Source organism: Sphingobacteriaceae bacterium (assembly GCA_002319075.1).
Classification (GTDB): domain Bacteria; phylum Bacteroidota; class Bacteroidia; order B-17B0; family Aurantibacillaceae; genus Aurantibacillus.
This window is the reverse complement of the sequence record NVQB01000001.1, coordinates 1,441,678-1,463,635: the sequence shown is the minus strand read 5'-3', so window position 1 is coordinate 1,463,635 and position 21,958 is coordinate 1,441,678. Positions and strand designations below refer to the sequence as shown.

12 protein-coding genes are annotated in these 21,958 nt (G+C 41.6%); 2 read left to right on the top strand and 10 right to left on the bottom strand.

Translation table 11 applies throughout. From position 1 onward, the window contains the following. Window positions 1-13: 13 nt before the first annotated feature. The gene (locus CNR22_06505) at window positions 14-3,079 is read left to right on the top strand and encodes a hypothetical protein (GenBank protein ID PBQ31428.1); all 3,066 of its coding nucleotides are present in this window, start codon (window positions 14-16) and stop codon (window positions 3,077-3,079) included. An 80-nt stretch (window positions 3,080-3,159) separates the two neighbouring features. Beyond that, complete coding sequence (locus CNR22_06500) at window positions 3,160-4,983, top strand: hypothetical protein (GenBank protein ID PBQ31427.1); 1,824 nt, start codon at window positions 3,160-3,162, stop codon at window positions 4,981-4,983. A gap of 88 nt (window positions 4,984-5,071) precedes the next feature. Here CNR22_06500 and CNR22_06495 read toward each other — a convergent pair whose 3' ends face one another. The 10 genes from CNR22_06495 to CNR22_06450 all read right to left on the bottom strand — a co-directional run bounded on the left by CNR22_06495 (window position 5,072) and on the right by CNR22_06450 (window position 21,901). Further along, window positions 5,072-5,716, bottom strand: a complete 645-nt coding sequence (locus tag CNR22_06495) for a hypothetical protein (GenBank protein ID PBQ31426.1) — start codon at window positions 5,714-5,716, stop codon at window positions 5,072-5,074. A 35-nt stretch (window positions 5,717-5,751) separates the two neighbouring features. Continuing rightward, on the bottom strand, window positions 5,752-6,243 hold the full coding sequence (locus tag CNR22_06490; protein ID PBQ31425.1) for a thioesterase: 492 nt from the start codon (window positions 6,241-6,243) through the stop codon (window positions 5,752-5,754). A gap of 51 nt (window positions 6,244-6,294) precedes the next feature. Continuing rightward, window positions 6,295-6,891, bottom strand: a complete 597-nt coding sequence (locus tag CNR22_06485) for a TetR family transcriptional regulator (GenBank protein ID PBQ31424.1) — start codon at window positions 6,889-6,891, stop codon at window positions 6,295-6,297. 452 nt (window positions 6,892-7,343) lie between these two features. After that, the gene (locus tag CNR22_06480; protein PBQ31423.1) at window positions 7,344-10,163 is read right to left on the bottom strand and encodes a leucine--tRNA ligase; all 2,820 of its coding nucleotides are present in this window, start codon (window positions 10,161-10,163) and stop codon (window positions 7,344-7,346) included. A 62-nt stretch (window positions 10,164-10,225) separates the two neighbouring features. Beyond that, window positions 10,226-10,459, bottom strand: a complete 234-nt coding sequence (locus CNR22_06475) for a hypothetical protein (protein PBQ31422.1) — start codon at window positions 10,457-10,459, stop codon at window positions 10,226-10,228. 129 nt (window positions 10,460-10,588) lie between these two features. Then, window positions 10,589-13,612 carry a DNA polymerase III subunit alpha gene (locus CNR22_06470; protein ID PBQ31421.1) on the bottom strand — a complete coding sequence of 1,008 codons (3,024 nt, stop codon included), beginning with the start codon at window positions 13,610-13,612 and terminating at the stop codon, window positions 10,589-10,591. 79 nt (window positions 13,613-13,691) lie between these two features. Then, the gene (locus tag CNR22_06465) at window positions 13,692-14,882 is read right to left on the bottom strand and encodes a DNA polymerase IV (protein ID PBQ31420.1); all 1,191 of its coding nucleotides are present in this window, start codon (window positions 14,880-14,882) and stop codon (window positions 13,692-13,694) included. Window positions 14,883-15,052: 170 nt separating this feature from the next. Further along, entirely contained in the window at window positions 15,053-16,840 is a 1,788-nt protein-coding gene (locus tag CNR22_06460; GenBank protein ID PBQ31419.1) for a hypothetical protein, read from the bottom strand. Between the two features lie 190 nt (window positions 16,841-17,030). Beyond that, window positions 17,031-17,357: a hypothetical protein gene (locus CNR22_06455; GenBank protein ID PBQ31418.1), complete on the bottom strand. Its 327-nt coding sequence runs from the start codon at window positions 17,355-17,357 to the stop codon at window positions 17,031-17,033. 461 nt (window positions 17,358-17,818) lie between these two features. Next, window positions 17,819-21,901 carry a hypothetical protein gene (locus CNR22_06450; protein ID PBQ31417.1) on the bottom strand — a complete coding sequence of 1,361 codons (4,083 nt, stop codon included), beginning with the start codon at window positions 21,899-21,901 and terminating at the stop codon, window positions 17,819-17,821. Between the last annotated feature and the right edge of the window lie 57 nt (window positions 21,902-21,958).

The window sequence follows — 21,958 nt, the reverse complement described above, 5'->3', positions numbered from 1 at the left end:
CACACAAACCCAGATGAGCCGTTTACTTTTTCTTGCCCTCATTCTTCTCCCTTTCTTTGGTTACACACAAATTCCAACCAATGGACTTATTGGAGCATGGCCATTTTCCGGAAGCGCCAACGATATTTCTGGCAGCGCGAATCATGGAACCGTTACAGGCGCTTCTTTGGTTCCCGACAGATGTGGAGTTCCCAATGCGGCATATAACTTTAATGGGTCATCCGATTATATACAGATGCTAAGCACCGGGCCTACCGGTACATTATCGAGGTCGCTATCGTTTTGGGCAAAAACATCAAACACCATATCCGGCAGTTCAACCAATGCAGTAGTGGCTTTTGATTACGGCACTGCAACGGGTGCCGGAGATACATATCAGATTGTCTGGAATTATTGCGGACCTGGGGTTGGACTTGATGTGTCCAATCAGGCTCTGATTCGCGGAAATGTTTGTCTTGAAAACGGTGCCTGGCATCATATAGTCGCAGTAATGAATGCCACAGCAAGTACATCTTATAGCAATGTTGCTTTTTACATTGATGGGGTGCTACAAACAGGTATTTCCTGCAGTGTCGGGGGTGTTAATGCAAGTATCAATACTGGTACAACTTATCCGATTACTATAGGACGTGGCGCGACTTCAGCAGTGAGATATTTTAATGGAGTACTGGATGATTTTTACCTGTACGATCGCGCTATATCTCAGGCGGAAGTTTTGCAATTATATACTATCACTCCCTGTCAGATGCCTGTTGCGGGAAGCACCTTGGTCTGTCCCTACACAACTAATATTTACAGTGTGTCACCTGTTTCCAATGCCAGTTATACCTGGAGTTTACCTGGAGGGTGGTTCGGAACCTCAAGTACAAATACTATCAGTGTATATGCAGGCGGAAGTGCAGGTACAATTAGTGTTGCGGCTTCAAGTACCTGTGGAGCTTTGAATACTTCCACACTCGCTGTAAGCACCCTGGTTCAGCCGACTGTGAGTATATCTTCTTCTCCGCCTGTACTTTGCAGTGGTGGTTCTGCTACACTTACGGCTACTGGGGCTACAAATTATACATGGTTGCCGGGTGGATCTACCACTTCAACGATGTTGGTTTCGTCTATAGGAGTTACAACTTTTACATTGGCTGGAAAAAATACAAATAGTTGTGTAGAACTGGCGATTTACACCGCCTTTGTATCGAGCACTCCAACTATCTCTGTGCTAAAGCCACCCGCGTTATGTAACGGAGCATCTTTGTCATTCACTGCCAACGGAGCCGATACATACACCTGGCAGCCCGGGAATTTAACAGGCTCCCTCGTAGCGGCCTCGCCAACGACAACAACAAATTATACGGTGGTAGGAACTTCCTTAAATTCTTGTACGGCTAACGCAGTCGCTCAAGTTACTGTGCCTTCTGTTATTGTGGTAACCGTTAGTGCGGGTTCTCCTACTTCCTGTCCGGGCCAAAGTGTTACATTAATAGCGGGTGCAACGGGTGGTACCGGTACTTTTACTTTTAACTGGACAGGAGGCCCGGCCACTGCTACCAACGTTGTACATGAAAATTCGAGTGGCACATATATTTATACAGTTACGGTTACCGATGCAAATAATTGCTCAGCCACAACTACACTATCCGTTGATTTTATTTCCACTTTTACACTTAGTTCACTCAGCACAGCCATTTGTTTTGGAGCTACTGAAACACTTAGCGTTACTGGAGCAAATACGTACACATGGTATCCGGGGGCTCTTACCGGAAGCACTTATACAGTCTCTCCAACAACAATTACAGAGTATACCGTAATTGGAACTTCAGTACTTGGCTGCACAGCCTCTGCTTCACAAACGGTGACCATTAAACCTGTTCCGACATTATCATTTAATACATCCACCATTACATGTGGAAGTCTTGGATCTGCCACGGTAACTGCTTCCGGCACACCAGGACCTTTTTCTTTTTCGTGGACCCCAACATCACAGATTGCATCGGTGGCTTCAAATCTTTATCCGGGTGTTTATACGGTAAGTGTTTTTGATGCGGGCACAAATTGTACTTTCGCTCCCACTACTACCTTTAATCCTTTAATCCCATTAACAGGTACGGTTTCTGCAACAAATAGTCTGCTGTGTCATGGAGCAACTACAGGTACCGCTTCTATAGCTCTTTCAGGAGGCTCGGGCAGTCAGAGTTATTTTTGGACGGATGCCAATGGCACAGTGACGGTACCTGGCCCTACTTCACTTGCTGCAGGAGTTAATACTATCTATGTGATTGACAATCTTACGTACTGCAGTGTGACGAATACTTTTCTTGTCACGCAACCTGCCGCTTTTACTTTAAATATTGCCGCGAGTTCTTCTTCGGTATGTATAGGCGGAAGCATTACCTTTACTGCTTTAAATAGTGGAGGTACGCCTGGTTATACTTACACCTGGACCAGTGGCTCTTCATCATCCACACAGACAGTTACCGAAAGTTCTCCCTCTATTTACGTTTATACCGTTACAAGTACAGATGCAAACAATTGTATATCTACCAAAACTGTCAGTGGAAAGTTTGTTGTTAACCCAATTATCAACGTCACGAGTGTACAAATATGTCCATTGGCTAATGGAACTTTATTAGCTTCTGGTGCTACAACTTATTCGTGGAATACTGGTTCTCAGGCTAATCCATTAGTGATAAGTCCACCTTCTACTACACAGTATACTGTTGTTGGCGCCACTGCAGGTTGCACCTCCAGTGCGGTTGGGGATGTTACTGTAAAACCTGTTCCAACGGTTAGCTTTACAAGTAATTCGCCGGTGTGCCAGGATGATTCGCTGGTATTTTCTCCAGTCAACACACACTCTCTTTATAACTGGACCGGACCTTCAGGATTTACCTCTACACTAAGTTCTGTTTCTCTCTACCATGTTCTTCCATCGCAGAGTGGTAATTATATTTTAAAAGTTACTGCTGCAAACAGTTGTACAGCTTCGGTAAATAAATTACTCACGATTAATCCAACCCCATCACTGTCAGCATCGGCTAGTACTGTTTGTGAAGGGCTAACCTGCAATTATCATCTAATTTTGTGATAGGAGCATCTTATTTATGGTCGGGACCGGCGTTTTCATCAACTTTACAAAGTCCATCGCGTCCTTCATCCAATCCGGCAATGACAGGAAGTTACAGTGTGATTTTAACCAGCGTTCACGGTTGCACCAATATGGCTACCGTTAGTGCTTCAGTAATTCCGTCGCCTGTTCCGGTCATTCAATCTGTTGCCGGATTTTGCGTTGGGTCTTCACTTGTTTTAAATGGAAGTGGCGGGACAAGCTATAGCTGGTTTGGACCAAATGGCTTCAACAGCACGGCACAAAATCCGATTCTTGTAAACGCTGGATTTTCCGCAGGAGGTAGCTATACCCTTGTGGTACACTCAGGCTCGTGTTATGCAAAAACTTACAAATCAATAAGTGCCTATGCACTTCCCACCTTAACGGCAAGTAGCAATGGCCCGGTTTGCGTAAATACGCCAGTTAATTTTTCTGCTATATCAGCATCTGCTTTAACTTACAGCTGGACGGGTCCTTCAAGCTTTTCCAGTAACTTCCAAAATCCCGTGATTAACCCGGCGGTCCCTGGTTCAGCCGGTAATTACACGGTGACAGGCACAGATGGTAATTTCTGCAGTGCTACGGCCTATGTATCTGTTGCAACGCTTGCAGTGCCGATCTTAAGTGTTAGTGATGTTACCACCTGCATTGGTTCTTCGGTTACTTTTTCTGCATCAGGAGCTTCCAATTATAACTGGAGCGGACCACAAAATTTTTCTTCTACCCTTCAAACAGTTTACCTTCCGCAGGTAAGTTCTCTAAACGCAGGTACTTATACGGTAACAGCTACCGGAACAAATTCCTGTTCAAGTTCAGCCTTGATGAACCTTTCAGGCTTTGCATATCCTCTGCCCGTACCGGTTATAGCTAATATTCCAAAGGGTTGCTTTAATTCTGTGCTGCAATTGAAGGGGTCTGGTGGTGTAAGTTATTTGTGGGAAGGTCCCGAGAAATTTCGAGCCTCCGCAAAAGACACAGGCCTTGCACTCACTAATTTTCTTATGACGGGCACTTATTCCCTTACAGTTAAAAGTGAAAGCAATTGTGTTGCTACTACAACTGTTTTTGTTCGGGTTTATCCACTGCCTCAAGGCAATTTAATAAGTAGTAGAAATAATTTATGCACCCCTTTCTGTACGAAATTTAGTTTGCAGAAAGTAAACAATACAGATCAGTATACCAATGTTACATTTGGAGTTGACGCCATTAATTCGAGAGATACAACTCGCAATTATTGTTTTGACATAGCAGGATCTTATATAGCCAGCGTACATTATAGTGATACTAATAATTGTGCAAATACTACAACGCTTGTGGTTACCGCCAATCCTAAACCGGAGGCCAACTTCGATTTTAAACCTCAGAATCCGGTTGCAGGACTTGAAGAAGTACAATTTTATAACACTACCTATGGAGAAGGACTGGGAACATGGGAATGGTATTTGGTAAAAAACGACACTTCAATAACGAGGGAAAGAAATGCAAGCTATTTATACAAATCAGCGGGGCAGTTCCCGATTGTTTTAGTTGTTACAAATAAATGGGGATGTATTGATACTGCGATTAAGGTTTTAGTGGTGGACGATGAGTTTCAGATGTACGTACCGAATGCATTTACGCCCAATGGCGATGGACTTAACGATGTATTCATGCCGAAAGGTCAGGGAGTTTATAAGTATACACTTGAAATTTACAACCGCTGGGGTCAGGTGGTGTTTGAAACAAATGATTTTCAGCGGGGCTGGGATGGTACGTTTCAGGGCAAGCCTTGTAAAACTGAAACCTATGTTTGGCGCATCACTGTTACTACCGATCAAAAGGAAAATAAAAAGTATACAGGACAGGTTGCGATTGTTCGGGGCGCACTGAAGGAAGAAGAATAATTTTACGCGAAACCATTTACTCTTTAAATGCTAACTCAGGATTAAACTGCCTGGGTTCTGCGATAACAGAAGCATAGATGGAACATTTCTAAAAGCGAAAGCTCTCAGACATGGTCTTATTAAATTGCTCAATGAGTTGTTTTTTATCTCTTGTCTGCCGTTCAATAAAATCAGTATCCCTGGCTAAATTTCTCAATCTCCCGTACAGACGTTTTATCATCTCTCCACCATCAGAAGATTTGCTAAAGCTTTGAGTTACTGTTTGAATCTTATCAGTTGAATTTTTAACAGAGAAAACAATGGAAAGTTTATCATCTTCATGGGCTTCAACTTGTAAGTGAGATTCGCCAGCGGCGCCAATGCTGAATTTTAAACTTTCGGAGTCACAACTGTAGAAAAAGGGTTCGTCAGTTAAAGAAAGTTCTATTTCTCTTAGAACAATTTCTTCCCAGCTGCCAGTATAAAATTCGCCCTCTACAAAACCGGCCTCATCTAAAAACTCCGCATTCACACTTATACCAGTTTGGTGCTTCAAATCCATCTGAAGAAATGTTTTGGCTTCAATTTTCTCAGTTCTATCTGTTCCATTACCAGTAAATGTCAGATTAAGAAAATCGCAAAAGTCACCATTACTTAGCCTAAGCAGGCCATGAGTTTCTGTTTCAGGATTCTTGATTTCAATGTGACAAGGTATGTTAACCTTTGCGCTTAATTTAAATTTCTTCTTATTCACACAATTATTTTGTAAAAGCTAAAGATAATAAATATCTAGGCATGTCTGGCCTGGCGCAATATCCTGGTTCTTTCCTCAAACGAAACACTCTCACTTAGCGGATTTACAAGGCTTTCGAATAAAGCAGTAAACTCAGGAGAGTGAATTTCACTTCTCATAGTTCTCAAATTAAAATGCGCGAATTTAGACCACAAAACCGCCTTTAACCTTGTTTTTGATTTATCCCACATAATGGCTTCCATGAGCAAAGATTTGTCGTCAAAATGGATGAGTCGGGTTTGAATAATTACTGTTTCCATGAGCACAGCGGGAGAAAGATAAGCAATCTGGTTTTGCGCTACCACCCAGCTGATACCACTTTCCCTGGCAATTTTATGAAGATCAAAATCGTAATAATTCAATAAATGGTCTTCACGTGCATTTATGATGTAGTCAATGTATTTTGAATTATTGAGGTGATTAAAAGGATCGCAGTCGGGAAATCTTATCCTGGCTTCGCTTTCGGGATGTTTTTCTAAAGTTTTCATTTTATGGTTTTTAATTATTAGACCGTTCGGTCTTATTTCAGATAAAAAAAATTATTTTAAATAACGGTGTTTTATCTGTTCTTTTAAATTATCAAGAAGTTTATTAAGAATCGTGTGATTGTCACTCAATTGACTCATCATGATTCCACCTTCTATGGTAGCGAAGATCAATTCAGCTTCGTTTTGGGGATTTAGTTTTTTTGAGAATTCTTTGTATTCTATGCCTTTTTCGATGATGTGTTTTAAGGAAGCAAGCATTTCCTTCAACCCCTGTTTTGCTCTTTCTTTTAAAAAGGGAATAGAATTATGGCTGTCAATGGCCGTATTCATTAACACACATCCGCCTTCTACGAGCGGGTCAATGGAATAATTATGATAAAAATCAAGAATCGCATAAAGCTTGCCTGCGGAAGTTTCTTCTTGTTTGATTTTAAAACGCAACGCTTCTCTGAGTTTATTAAAAGAATAATCAAAGGCTTCAAGTGCAATTTCATCTTTGTTTTTAAAATTGCCATAAATTCCGCCCTTTGCCAAACCGGTAACTTCTAAGATATCGGACATAGAAGTTGCCGCATATCCTTTTGTGTTAAAGATGGGTGCGGACTTTTCAATAATAAAAAGTTTGGTTTTATCGGCTTTGGATAACATAGGGCAAATATAGACTGTTCGGTCTTATTTTGCAAGTCTTGCGTTAATTTGAGACTACCCAGATTAAGAAAGGGGTTCTACGTCACTTCTCGACTACGCTCGAAATGACAAATCTCGACTACGCACTTTCTGGCCCCAACATCCACCGGATGTTAGTCCTGCTCGAAATGACAATTCTCGACTACGCTCGAAATGACAAATCTCGACTACGCACTTTCTGGCCCTAACATCCACCGGATGTTAGTCCTGCTCGAAATGACAATTCTCGACTACGCTCGAAATGACAAATCTCGACTACGCACTTTCTGGCCCTAACATCCACCGGATGTTAGTCCTGCTCAGAATGACAAAGCGGAAATTCAGGCGGAGCTTTGTCTATTGTCAATACGAACTTTGTCGACTATCAATTCTTTTCGAGTGCAGTCGACTATCAATTCGTGCATAGTCGAGAATTAAACCACAAAGTTCACAATCTTCTTCGGAACGATAATCACCTTCTTAGGCGTTTTGCCTTCTAAATATTTTTGAACGTCTTCGTGACTCATCACTTCTTTCTCTATCTCAGGAACGGTAAGTGTTGCAGGTAATTCGATATTGAAACGCATTTTCCCATTAAAGGAAATCGGATAGGTGAAACTATCTTCTACTAAATTGGCTTCATCAAATGCTGGAAATGGGGCAAAAGCAATACTCTCTTTGTGACCTAATTGTTCCCATAATTCTTCTGTGATATGCGGAGCGTAAGGAGATAAACAAATCAATAAAGGTTCTAAAATAGCCCGCTTATTGCATTTTTGTTCGCCTAGCTCATTCACGCAAATCATAAAATTACTCACTGAGGTATTAAAAGAAAAACGTTCTATGTCCTCCGTAATTTTTTTAATGGTTTTATGAAGTGTTTTTAATTCTGCTTTTGTTGGCTCTGCATCCGAAATATTAATAGAATCGTTTGTCACACCGAGCGTAGTCGAGGTGTAAAACAATCTCCAAAGCTTTTTCAAAAATCCCGCAACACCAGTAATTCCATTAGTATTCCAGGGTTTACTTTGTTCTAAAGGACCAAGGAACATTTCGTAGAGGCGGAGCGTGTCGGCACCGAAATTTTGACAAATATCATCTGGAGAAACAACATTGAATTTAGATTTAGACATTTTTTCTACTTCAACTCCACAGATATATTTTCCATTTTCTAGAATGAACTCTGCTTTGTCTGAATTGTCAAAAGCATTATTTTTTAAATTCTTAAACGCGTCTATATTAAGCTCGTCGTTAACAACAATATTTACGTCAACGTGAAGCTGAGTCGTTTCATATTCTTTTTTTAAACCATAGGAAACATATTTGTTTTCTCCTTTAATACGATAAACAAAATTACTCCGACCCTGTATCATCCCTTGATTAATCAACTTCTTAGCGGGTTCATCCACACCGATCAGTCCCATGTCATTTAAGAACTTAGTCCAGAAACGTACATACAATAAATGGCCTGTAGCGTGTTCGCTTCCTCCAATATAGAGATCTACATTTTGCCAGTAGTCCATTAATTTTTTATCGGCAAAACCCGTTTTGTTTTTAGGATCCATGTAACGTAAAAAGTACCACGAGCTTCCTGCCCAACCTGGCATAGTTGAAGCCTCGTAATTGTATTTTCCGTCTTTTTTCCACGAAGAAGCTGCGCGGGCCAATGGCGGTTCACCGTCTTCGGTAGGTAAATACTTGTCTACTTCAGGTAAGATTAAAGGAAGTTCTTTTTCATCAAGAGCATGCGGAATATCGTTTACGTAATAAATAGGAATGGGTTCGCCCCAATAGCGCTGACGGCCAAATACAGCGTCACGCAGACGGAAATTCGTTTTTCCTTTTCCTAAATTTTTCTTTTCAATTTCAGAGATCGCTTTTTTCAAAGCTTCTTTTACTTCCAATCCATTTAAGAAATCAGAGTTCATTAATTTTCCTTCTTTAGCATCGTAAGATTCTTTCGAAAGATCGCCGCCTGCAACAACTTCCAGAATTGGCAAATCAAAATGTTTTGCAAAAGCATAGTCACGCGAGTCATGCCCTGGAACAGCCATCACAGCACCGGTTCCGTAACCTGCTAAAACGTAATCGCCGATCCAGATTGGAATTAATTTCCCGGTGAAAGGATGTTCCACATAAGCGCCGGTAAATACCCCGCTTACTTTTGTAACATCGGCTTGTCTTTCACGCTCACTCCTGTTTTTAGATTTATAAACGTAGTCTTCCACTAATGCTTGTTGTTCGGCAGTGGTCAGTTTATTTACTAAGTCATGCTCAGGAGCAAGCGTCACAAAAGACACGCCGAAGATGGTGTCGGGACGCGTTGTAAATACTTCTATGTCTCCCAAACCAGTTTCAGGATGGCTTGGAGATTTATGAATTTTAAATTTTAAAGAAGTGCCTTCCGAACGACCCAGCCAATACCGTTGCGATTCTTTTAAACTTTCCGGCCAATCGATGCCATCCAAACCATCTAACAAACGCTGCGCATAGGCGGTGATGCGCATGCTCCATTGTTTCATTAATTTTCTTTCTACAGGATGTCCGCCACGTTCACTCACACCATCTTTTACTTCGTCGTTCGCTAAAACGGTTCCTAAGGCCGGACACCAGTTCACATAAGCCTCGCCAAGATAGGCAAGACGGTAGTGCATTATGGCATCTGATTTTTCTTTTTCAGAAAATGCTTTCCACTCTGCAGCAGTGAAAGACTTTGTGTCTTCATCGCAAGCCGCATTTATATTTGCATTTCCGTTTTTTTCAAATTCGGAAATTAATGTTTCAATGTTTTCTGCTTTGTCAGAAGTTTTATTGTACCAGCTATTAAAAATCTGGATGAAGATCCATTGTGTCCATTTGTAATATTCAGGATCAGAGGTTCTTACTTCGCGTTCCCAATCGAAGCTGAAACCGATCTTATCCATTTGTTCGCGATAACGGGCAATGTTTTGTTCAGTCGTAATTTTAGGATGTTGTCCTGTTTGAATGGCGTATTGCTCTGCGGGCAATCCAAAAGAATCGTAACCCATAGGGTGCAAAACATTGAATTGTTTATGACGTTTGTAACGTGCCATGATATCAGAAGCAATGTAGCCTAGTGGATGTCCTACATGCAGACCTGCACCGGAAGGATAAGGAAACATATCCAGGACATAATATTTTGGTTTTGACGAAGTGTCTTCTGCTTTAAAAGTTTTGTTATCGGCCCAGAATTTCTGCCATTTTTTTTCGATCTCTGTAAAATTGTAATCCATAGGAATTGTAAACTGCTATAATGATAAGAAGCCAATAAAGATAAGGGTTAAAAGGGTTCTAATCAAATTCCGTGAAAAATTTCCTGACGGCTTTCTGCCTGGGCTTTGTGAACCTTCTCGACTCCGCAAAGCAATCGTGCAAGCGATGCCAGGTCGAGCAGGATTAACATCCAGCGGATGTTAAGGCCAGCGATCGCGCCAGAAATGTCAGGTCGAGCCGGCTTGTGTGTTAGCAATGTCAGGTCGAGCAGGGCAAAAGAGTTAAGACTCTTTTGAGCCGGCTTGTGTGTTAGCAATGTCAGGTCGAGCAGGGCAAAAGAGTTAAGACTCTTTTGAGCCGGCTTGTGTGTTAGCAATGTCAGGTCAAGCGTAGTCGGATGTCAGGTCGAGCGTAGTCTGATGTCAGGTCGAGCGTAGTCGAGACCCTATTTTCTTTGATGATATTCTCTCGTACGCTCGCCTCGTGGCGGAAGAATGCGCAATCCCGAATCATCGTCCCTATTACTAACAGCAAGACGTTGCTGATGTGAAATATCAATGTATATAAAATCAAATTCTTCCACTACTTTACCTGTGAGTTTGTAACAGCCTGGACCGCTAAACGGGAAGGCCCTTGCGGAAGGAGGAAAGTGTACCGTGTCGATCCAATGTCCATCCAGATCGAGAAAAGTTCCAAAATTCATTTTTTCTTTTGTGTGGGTCCAGGTAGTTTTTACATTCACTAAATAACCAACGATTTCAACCGTTTCTCCGCGACGGGATTTCAGATCCTTACTCACAAGAGTGTTTGTGACAGGTTCTTTTAATAATTTAAATGGTGAGCACAATGAAAATCCAAATAGTTCTATTTCATCATAAGCGTCGTCCTGCCAGGTATTTTCAAGAGCGGGAAGAACATATTTTTGTGGTTCGATGTGAAACAACTCTTTGCCTTGAGGCTTTTGTTTTATAGGACTGATTAACATGTGCGCTTCCCACAACAATTCCTTTTTATTTTTTGGAAGAAATTTAAAAGCTCCGGCACGAATCAAGATGCGCAATTGTTCTATAGATATTTGGGTACGTTTTACGAAATTGTAAAGATCGGTGTAAGGACCATTTTCAAAACGTTCATTTAATAAATTCTGAATCACTTCTTTTTCCAGGGAAGCGATCATTCCTAATCCGAGAAAAATAGTTTTTCCATTGATATTACAGTTCACATCGCTCTTGTTAATGCAAGGCGGAAGAATCTCTGCGCCGTGCATGCGCGCTTCGTGAATATAAAGATCTGTTCTGTAGAAGCCGCCACCATTGTTTAAAGTGGCAACCATATATTCTAAAGGATGATATGCTTTTAAAAAAAGCGCCTGGTAACTTTCAACGGCGTAGCTTGCAGAATGGCCTTTTGAAAAAGCGAAATTCGCGAAACTTTCAATTTGGTTCCAAATGTTTGTTATAGTAGTTAGAGGATGACCTTTTGCAATACAGTTAGTAAAAAACTTTTCCTTCACCATGTGAAATTCATTCCGTTGTTTGAATTTCCAGCTCATTCCGCGACGCAAGTAGTCAGCATCCGCCAGAGACAGACCTGCAAAAATATGCGCGATCTTTATCACGTCTTCCTGGTAAACCATAACGCCGTATGTTTCTTTCAGCAAGTCGTAAAGTTCTGGAAGTTCTGCTCTTGCTTTATCACGTACTTCCTGTTTCCTATAACGAACGATGTATTCGTTCATCATCCCGCTTTTAGAAACACCCGGACGAATGATAGAACTTGCCGCCACCAACCTTAAATAATCATCCGCCTGTAATTTCGCGAGGAGCATACGCATGGCAGGAGATTCTACATAGAAGCAACCAATGCAGGCGCCGATACTCATCAGTTTTTTTATTTCTTCATCGTGTTTAAATTTTACAATGTCGTGAATATCAATTTCTATATTTTTATTTTGTTTGATTAATTCAACGGCATCTTTTATTTTTCCGAGTCCGCGCTGGCTTAAGATATCAAATTTGAACAAGCCGATATCTTCTGCTTCCAGCATGCTGAATTGCGTGGTTGGATAACCTTTTGGAGGCAGGTTTGTGGCGGTGTAAGTTGTGACTGGTTCTTCAGAAATAATAATGCCACTGGCATGAATGCTCAGGTGACTCGGAAATCCCGCAATAAAAGAAGCATGTTTTAGAATTTGTTTGGTCACCGAATCATCACTTTCTTTAGGCTGCGTAATTTTTTGTACGCGATCAATCTCAGTGGGGGGCAAACCATAAACTTTTCCTAACTCTCGAATTACCGCATCGTGCTGATAAGTGGAGTAGGTGCCTAATAACGCTACTCTGTTATTTTCACCAAAACGTTTAAAAATATAATCGGTCATTTCTTCGCGGTCGGTCCACGAAAAATCAATATCAAAATCGGGAGCGTTACTTCTGTTCTCATTTATGAACCGTTCAAAATATAAGTCCAGATCGATTGGATCCACGTCTGTGATGCGCAAAAGGTAAGCAACCATGCTGTTTGCTCCGCTTCCACGTCCTACATAAAAGAAGCCTCTGGAGCGGGCGTAACTCGTAATATCCCAATTGATTAAAAAATAAGAAGTAAATTCTTTTGAGGTAATTATCGAAAGTTCTTTTTCAAGACGGTCCTTGACTTCCTGTGTCACTTCGCTATAGCGATAAGCAAGCCCTTTTGTGGCTTCTTCGCGAAGTAATTTTACATCTTCCTCCAGACTGCCTTTATAAAATTTGGGATTTTTATTTGTCAGTTTTCCAAATTCAAATTTCACGGAACAGGAGTCCAAAATAAATTCAGTGTTCTTTATTATTTCAGGATAGTCAGCATATTTTTCATAGAGTTCGTCTTTCGTGGGAGCAATTTCCTCTAGCGAACCTTGATCTTCAGAACGCAGCTTGCTGAATAATGTATTGAGATCAATAGCCCGTAACACCTGATGCGCTTCGAAATAATTTTCATCCAAAAAAGAAAAAGACTGCAATACCACCATTTTAGAAGTAAGATGTTTGTGTTTTGAAAGTGGAAGCAGTCTGAGCTGTTTGGGAGTTACTCCAATAAATTCGTTTTCTTCTAATTCGTTTCCGTCAAAAGCAGATAAAGGATAAACAAGAAAAGTATTTTTTAATTCTTCTTTATTTTGTGGTCGAATTTTAAATTCTATTTTGTTGTGAAGATGATAACTCAGGTGTTCATTGAGTTCTCTGAAGCCTGCATTGTTTTTTGAGATCCCGATATAACAGGGTTTTATACCATTCCTGAAATCTATGCCGGGAATGGGTTTCATCTGCTTGCCGTCGCAAAGACGAAGCGTTTCAAGAATAGCCGAAGTATTATTAATATCCGACAACACAAAGGAACTGTAGCCCTTATTCCAGGTTTCTCTTAGAAGCGTTTTAATGGAAAGAGTTCCGTATCCGAAGCTGTAATATGTGTGGGAGTTGAGGAGCATAGCCTGATCAGTTTATTACCCAGTCTTAGTAACGCTGAGCCTGGTTGAACCCGATGCTTCACTGAGCGTAGTGGAAGTATTACGACAGCTTTTTAATTCCATTAAACAAACTCGTTTCTCTTTTATTCAGATCAAGGCCTGCCGCCCTCATCACTGCGTCTTCCCCGAAACGCTTGCGTAGCTTATCCATGGCTGCGTATAGCTGAATATGTTCCGCTGTATCATCAAACATATTTATCTGGTAGGTTCCCTGTATCAAATGGCTGAACTTAATTCCTATCAAACGGATCAACATTCTTTTTTGAAATAATTTATCAAACAACTCTTTTACTTTTTGAATCAGCGTATTGTCCATGGTTGTGTAAGGAACGCGCATTTGCATCGTATAAGTATTGAAGTCTGAATACCTTATTTTCACTGTTACACAGCCTGTCAGTTTCTCTTCGCTTCTTAATTGATAACATAATTTCTCCGTCATGCTTAACAACACGCGTTTTAAATGATCTACGTCAACTGTGTCTTTTTCAAACGTACATTCTGTTGAAATGGATTTGCGTTCATTATACTGTTCAACGGGGGAATTATCGATGCCATTCGCTTTTCTCCAAAGCGTTGTTCCTCCTTCACCGAGAACTTGTTGTAAAACATGTACAGGCATTTCCTGTACGGTTTTTACTTTTTCTACACCCATGCCACGCAGCAACTGGTAAGTTTTTTCACCTACACCGGGTATTTTTTTAATTGACAAAGGAGATAAATATTCTTTTTCAGTTCCGTATGGAATTTCGTGCTGACCGTTTGGTTTCACTTGTCCCGTGCCGATCTTGGCAACTGTTTTATTTGAAGAAAGCGCAAAGGATATTGGCAGATCCGTCTCCTTCATAATCGTTTGACGAATTTCTGTAGCAAGTTTATAACAACCGAAAAATTTATCCATGCCGGTCATATCGACGTAAAATTCATCGATCGAAGCTTTTTCATAAACGGGAACTTTCTCACTGATAATTTCTGTTACCTGGTCAGAAAGCTCGCTGTATTTATCGTGGTCACCTTTCACGATGATTGCTTCGGGACATAACTGACGCGCCATACGCATTGGCATAGCCGAGTGAACGCCAAAACTCCGCGCTTCGTAACTACAAGACGCAACAACACCTCGATCACTGCTTCCGCCCACCAATACGGGTTTTCCTACTAACGAAGGATTTAATTTTCTTTCTACCGAGACAAAAAAGCTGTCCAGGTCCATATGCATAACATGCCTTTCCATAGCTCTAAGATAGCGGTAATCACTGGTTGTTATTGCTATAGATTGTAGCTAAATGGGGAATGTTAAATGTAGGAATGATAAGTAGTGTTTCCGCAAATTAGAAGAGCAAAAAAGAAAAACTCCCGGAAAATTTTTCCGGGAGCATCATCGGTTTTCTTAGGTAAGGTTAATTATTTTTCGATCACCAATTTTTTGAAGCAGGATGCCGTGCCGTTATCAAAACGAATAAGGTAAGCACCACTTTCTACAGTTGAAATATTTAATTGTGTAGTTTTTGTAAAAGATCCTGATACAATCTTTCTGCCTGATAAATCAGAGATAGTGTACGCAACAGGCTCTGAAATATCGCTGTTAACATTAACTATATTTTTTGCCGGATTCGGAAATACACCAAAAGAAAGGCCGGAGATTTGATTGTTTTTTATTCCGGTAGTTATGTCAACCTGCAGTGAAGTTCCAGTCGAGCTAAGAATTGTATTTACACCGTCTTTACTTATTTTTCTGCTATTGGAAATTTGTATTGCGAGAGCATCATTTTCAGTGGCGGTTGATTTTACTTTAAACCATATTTCGGCAATTTTTCCGTAGCCACTTACATTGAGATGATCTGTTCTTACACTTGCCGCAGCGATGTTTCCAACAGGGTAGTCGTATTTTCTGAACTCTATATTTTGATTGTTAAGATTTAACATAGAGCTTGTATAAACAATATAATAAGAGTTGGATTCCAATAAAGAGACATCCAGATTTACATCAAAAGAAAGACCATAAAGTTGCGCCAGTTGAGAACTACTTGATCCCAGGATAACATCTACTTTATTCCACGCATTTCTATAAGCTACATTGTTAGAAGATACAAGTGTAATGTCGGAATTAGGAGAACCAGTTTCAGCGGAAGGTTTAAAGGCGTGTGTAAGGAAAAAATTAGTGGCAATAGCAACTGTATCGGATGCATTAACTGTGCCGTCACCATTGCAATCTGCATGTGCTTTGTTCCAGCCTGTACTACCGTTGCCCAACCAGGCGTCGGCATAGGAAGCACTCCATGCATTACCAGGAACAGATCTCGCCGCCCCTGTGCTGCTTGCTGCAAGCCCCAATTCTAAAACATCAGAAGTATTTACAACACCGTCGCGGTTAGCATCGCCTGGCCATACAATAGCGCAGGTTGTATCTACTGTAATAAAATGGCCATTTCCACCCTGGCAACCAGTCAGCGCATCGGTTGCAGAAATATAATAATAAGCATTCGTTGATAACGGTAGTATCATTAAAGAGTCTGCGTTTGAATTGGTATTCCACGTATATGTGTCCGCTCCATGTGCTACTAAAGTCGCGCTTGAACCTTTGCAAACAGTGTCGGGGCCGCTGATAGTAACTGTTGGAGAAGGTGAAATACTTACACAAACGGCTGTAGAAGCTGTACAGTTTGCTCCGGCGCTAACTTCAACCGAATAACATACACTTGAACTTGTCGACATCGTGATGACCGGACCTGTTGAAACATTTGACCATACGTATGTGCCTATAGAATTACTTGTAGCAGTAAGCGTAAAAAAATCTCCCGCGCATCCGATAGTAGGACTGGCACTCGCACTGATGGTAGGAATACCATAAATCTGCGTCATACCCATGCCAAATGCTAAAGGTGAATTTGAACTGCTGAGCAAAGTGCATTCCATGGAATACGTACCAGCGCATGGCGCGTTGAAAGTTACATTTGGAGTGCTTGTTGTGAAGCTTGGAGTAGATCCGCAGGCATGAATAAGATAAGTCCAGGAATACGTGACTGCACCGAGTGCCGTGGCGGTGCATGTGGCCGTTAATTGATTTGAACCATTAAAGCACGCAGATGGAGAAGCGCTGTAAATAATGGATTGTGATTTTAGTTTTGTAGAAAGCGTAAAGCTTAATAATAGCGACAATGCGCAGGCAAAAACCTTGTAGTTTTGTTTCATGGGTTTTGGGTTTTGAAAAGTGCATACTCTTTACAGGATTTTCTGCATCCTCCTTTTATATGTAACGGAAGTCACAACAAAAAGGTTGGGTTCAATAGTCAAATGAAAAATCCCTTTCTCTCGCGAAAACATGTTCCTGGAGAGAAAGGGATAATGCTCTATCCTCTTAATGATGATAGAGAAGAACGAATTATTTATTTTCTAAAACTAATTTTTTGTAGGTGAACTGAGCACCCACCTCAAGACTAACGATATAACTGCCTGCGCTTAATGAAGAAGTATTCAGAGTAATTGAACTATAAAATTCTCCACTCATTATTTCTTTTCCCAACAAATCGAGAACCCTGTATTTAACAAGACCAGATGTTGAACTTTTTAGATCTACTTCTTTAGTTGCAGGATTCGGACTTAAATGAATTGTTTTTGAAAAAGCGTTATAATTCGCTAGCCCGGTTGTATATATCGTAATAACAGAGCTTCCACCCGCCAGCGGTGTACCTGCGCCAGCCTTATCAATTTTAACGGCTAGAAGTTATAACAACATTTAAAGTTTCTGATGTGATACAATTGCTAACATTGTCCTTAAACTCAATCGTATAAGTTCCGGGATGATTTAAATCTGTAATAGAAGTTGCAGTTCCCGCACTTGCTATTGGTATTCCCGCAGGACCAATCCATCGCGAAGTAATATTTGTCGAATAGTTAGATATCGCAGTAACAAGCGTAGGGCTGTTACAGGATATCGTAGCCGTTGTAGGACAGCTAACCGTTGGACACTGAGCCTTGCCAGTCAGACTAATAATAAATGCAAAAAAAGAAGAGGTAGGTTTTTTTTCATAAAGGTTGAAGTTTGGGATAGGGCCTCAAAAATAGGAGATTATTTCCAACAAAAATCCCCTTCTCTTTTACCCGGAAAACACGTTCCGGGAGAGAAAGGGATTAAGATCTTTCATCATAGAGATGAAAGCGAGCCGGGCTCTACTTATTTTCTAATACTAATTTTTTATAAGTAGTTGCAGCGCCCGATTCAAAACGAATTACGTAAGTGCCATTTGCAAAACCAGACAAATTCAAATCTTTTGTATCTACAAATTCTCCAGTTAAAAGTTCCCTGCCAAGCATGTCAACTACTTTGTAGTTTACAGTGTTAACGCCATTTCCTTGCAGGATAAGTTTTCCTGAACTAGGATTAGGATACATTCCGATTTCAAGATTTGATGAATTTTTGGAGAGTCCGGTGCAGGCCATAGCATACACTGTTATAAAGTTACTATTGCTGCAACCGTATGTGTTTGTTCCGCTCACAGTGTAGTTAGTAATACCTGTAGGATATACAGTGATGTATGGAAGTGTATTTCCTGTGCTCCATGTGTAAGTTATTGCGCCAGTTGCATAAAGATTAACCGCATCTCCAGCGCAAACAATAGAATCATTAGTTAACACTGAATCGGTTCTGAAGATGCTAATGGATGGTCTTGGATTGGCCACAACCGTGAAAGCTTTTGTTGAAGAGCACACGCCATTGCTACCTGTCACAGAATAAACTGTTGTTACATAAGGGAGTATAAGTGTAGAATAGGTGTTTGTTCCATTACTCCATACATAAGAGGTGGCACCCGATGCAGTTAATATGGCACTTGTGCCAGAACATACCTGCGATGGCCCGTTAATAGCGATAAATGGCGTTGCCTGTACGCTGATGCATTTTACGGCAGTTCCAGTACATCCACCTGATGTTGTACCACTTACTGTATAGCACACCGGTGCTGTTGGTGTAACAGTTATAAATGGAGAGTTTGAACCGTTGCTCCATGTGTAAGTGATGGCGCCCGACGCAAGTAGATTGGCACTTGTTCCGCTACATACTAAATTGGCTCCACTGATATTGAGTTGCGCTCCGGATTGCACGGCGATACATTTTACGGCAGAAGCATTACAGCCGTTTGCGTTAGAACCAATTACGGTGTAACAGGTAGTAACCGAAGGACTCACAACAACCGCAGATCCGGTAAGGTTACCTGGCATCCAGGTGTAAGAGCCCGCTCCTCCTGAAGCTAAAACAGGAGAAGCTCCTGCACAGATGGAAGAAGGGCCTGTAACAAAGAGTGTAGAAGAGGGGATAACAGAAAAACAACCTATTGCAGAGCCTGTACATCCCGCAGCACTTGTTCCTAACACTGTATAACAATTACTTACACTTGGACTAATTACTATGGAAGTGTCAGAAATGTTATAAGGTAACCACGTGTAAGTCGCAGCACCAAAAGCATGCAGTAGTAACTGACTTCCGGCGCAAACTACACTGCTTGAATAAACAGCAATATTCGGATTCGGCGCTAAACTTACGCAGTGATATCCCAGTCCAACACAGCCGGCAGAGTGTGTACCCACAACCGTGTAGCATGTGCTCACACTTGGAGAAACTGCAATAGAAGCTCCGGTTAAATTACCTGGCAACCAGGTGTAACTGGAAGCCCCACTTGCTGACAAAGTTGTTGTGGAGCCTGCGCAAATTTGATTGTTTCCGATTACTGTTAATGTTGGACCTGTTTGCACTGATAAACACTTTACAGCGTAACCTGTACAACCATAGTTTGTGCCTACAACAGTGTAGCAAGTCGGCGTAAGAGGATTAACAGCAATACTGGCTCCGCTTGTATTCGAAGGATACCAGGTATAAGTTTGCGCGCCAACAGCGGTGAGCGTTGTAGGAGCGCCAGCACAAATAAGATTACTTCCGATCACGCTCACAGTTGGTGCAGGAAGCACTGAATAGCACCCTGTAGCATACCCGTTGCAGCCGGTGGAATTAGTTCCAACAACCGTATAACAACTTCCAACGCTAGGTGTAATCACTATATTTGCTCCTGTTACATTGTAAGGGTACCAGGTGTAAGACGTTGCTCCAAAAGCATGTAAGGTGTTTGATTGTCCTGCGCAGAAAACCGGACTGCTGGTAGTAATCACAGGTGAGCCTGAAACAGTAACACAAACAACTTTTGAAATAACTGATCCGCAGGAATTTGGGCTGTATCCAACAAGCGTGAAGCAGGTGGTTGCTGTAGGTGTAACCACAATACTACTTCCAACATATCCTGAAGGGAACCAGGTGTAAGTGTTTGCTCCTGCAGCCGTTAAAGTTGTAGTCATACCCTTACACAAAGCAGTGTCACCGCTAACTGTTAGATTTATTGAATTTTGTACAGTGATACAACCTGCGGCGTAACCAGGACATGATGAACTACTGTAACCTACGAGACTGTAGCATGCAGTTGCGGTTGGGGTTAACACAATGGTTGAACCAGTGTATGTTCCTTGCGAAGTGTACCACGTATAATACGATGCGCCGCTTGCAGTTAAGGTAGTCCCATATCCTGAACAAATACTTGTAGCGCCACTCACCGAAATAACGGGTGCTGGTGAAACTGAAACACATTTTACGGCTGAAGAAAGTCCGGAGCAGCTTAATCCTGTTAATGTATAGCAAGCGCTGGTGGTAGGACTTACAACAATAGATGAAGAATTGGAACCTCCCGGAGTCCAGGTATAGTTAGATCCACCGGATGCATACAATATTAAATTATTTCCCGAACAAATGCCACTCGATCCATAAATAGAAATGGAATCTGCTTGCACGGTTACACATTTGTACCCGTAACTTACGCAGCCCGTTGTAGAGGTGCCAAATGCATAATAGCAGGTTGAAACAGATGGTGTAACTGCTATGCTGTCTCCTGAGATTCCACCTGGTGTCCAGGTATAGTTGCTTGAACCGGAGGCGTAAAGATAGGCCGTAGCACCCGGACAAATAACGGATGTGCCACTAATTGTAATTGGATTTGGAGCAAAAACGCTAATACAGCCAGCTAAGTAACCTGTACATCCTGACAATGATCTTCCTGCCAAGGTATAGCAGGCTGTTGCTGTTGGAGTTAACACAATAGTACTTCCTGTAAAGGTACCTTGTGAGGTATACCATGTGTAAGTAGAGGCTCCACCTGCCGTTAAAGTAGAGCCGTTGCCTGCGCAAATAGAGGTGTTACCAGATACAGATAAAACAGGAATTGGGTTAACCGTTACGCATCTTACGGCTGACGAAGTCCCTGAGCAGCCTGCACCGATGAGCGTATAGCAAGTTGTTGTGCTTGGAGATATAACGGAAAGTGTAGTAGAGTTAGATCCTCCCGGTAACCATGTGTAGCTGCTTGCTCCCGAAGCATATAACGCTGTGGATGATCCCTGGCATAAATTCATATTACCACTTATTAAAGGACTGGCACTTCCTGACGAAACTGTGATGCATCCTCCGGAATAGCCTGTACATCCCGCGCTGGTAGTCGCGATTACGCTATAGCAACTTGTTACTGACGGTGTTAAAACAATTGTACTTCCGGTATATGTTCCCTGGCTTGTGTACCAGGTATAACTGGATGCTCCCAATGCACTTAAAGTCGCGCCATATCCTGCACATATACTTTGATTTCCAGATATAAAGATCGGCGAAAAGTTCACAGAGACGCATTTTACGGCGGAGCTAATTCCGCTGCAGGTGGTTCCGTAAAGGGTATAGCAGCTTGAAGCTGTTGGAGTGACGGCTATGGAAGTACTGTGTGAAACTCCCGGCATCCAGGTATAACTAGATGAACCCGATCCTGTTAATATAACAGATGTTCCATTACATGTTGAATTGGCCCCGCTTATCGAAACGGAAGAACCGGAACTGCATGAAATGGATGCTGTCTGTGTGATAACGCCAATACCTACTGAACCGTTAAATCCAGCGCAAAGAACTGTATAATTGCCGCAACACGGATAATTAATAGTTACAAATCCTCCATTCGAATAGCTTGTTATGCTTGCAACACAACTATCAGAAATTGCTGCCCAGCTGAAGGATGTTGCCCCGGGGAAGCCAGAAGCTACATAAGCAGTTGCGGTTGTACCGGATGCACTAAAGCATTGGTTTTGCGGTGAAAGCACCATGGAAGGCGCCTGAGCGTTCATAGTGCTGAATCCTAAGAGGCAACACAGTAAACTGAATAGGAGGATTGTTTTTTTCATGGTTGGGACTTTTGGTGGGTGTTTAGTTGATTATATAGTGTAAAAAAATTATAGATG

What these genes read in the sequence shown, in the direction of transcription:
- CNR22_06465 (PBQ31420.1), bottom strand. Translation starts at nt 14,882, where the DNA reads ATGGAAAGGCATGTTATGCATATGGACCTGGACAGCTTTTTTGTCTCG.
- CNR22_06500 (PBQ31427.1), top strand. Translation starts at nt 3,160, where the DNA reads ATGACAGGAAGTTACAGTGTGATTTTAACCAGCGTTCACGGTTGCACC.
- CNR22_06505 (PBQ31428.1), top strand. Translation starts at nt 14, where the DNA reads ATGAGCCGTTTACTTTTTCTTGCCCTCATTCTTCTCCCTTTCTTTGGT.
- CNR22_06450 (PBQ31417.1), bottom strand. Translation starts at nt 21,901, where the DNA reads ATGAAAAAAACAATCCTCCTATTCAGTTTACTGTGTTGCCTCTTAGGA.
- CNR22_06480 (PBQ31423.1), bottom strand. Translation starts at nt 10,163, where the DNA reads ATGGATTACAATTTTACAGAGATCGAAAAAAAATGGCAGAAATTCTGG.
- CNR22_06490 (PBQ31425.1), bottom strand. Translation starts at nt 6,243, where the DNA reads ATGAAAACTTTAGAAAAACATCCCGAAAGCGAAGCCAGGATAAGATTT.
- CNR22_06470 (PBQ31421.1), bottom strand. Translation starts at nt 13,612, where the DNA reads ATGCTCCTCAACTCCCACACATATTACAGCTTCGGATACGGAACTCTT.
- CNR22_06485 (PBQ31424.1), bottom strand. Translation starts at nt 6,891, where the DNA reads ATGTTATCCAAAGCCGATAAAACCAAACTTTTTATTATTGAAAAGTCC.
- CNR22_06460 (PBQ31419.1), bottom strand. Translation starts at nt 16,840, where the DNA reads ATGAAACAAAACTACAAGGTTTTTGCCTGCGCATTGTCGCTATTATTA.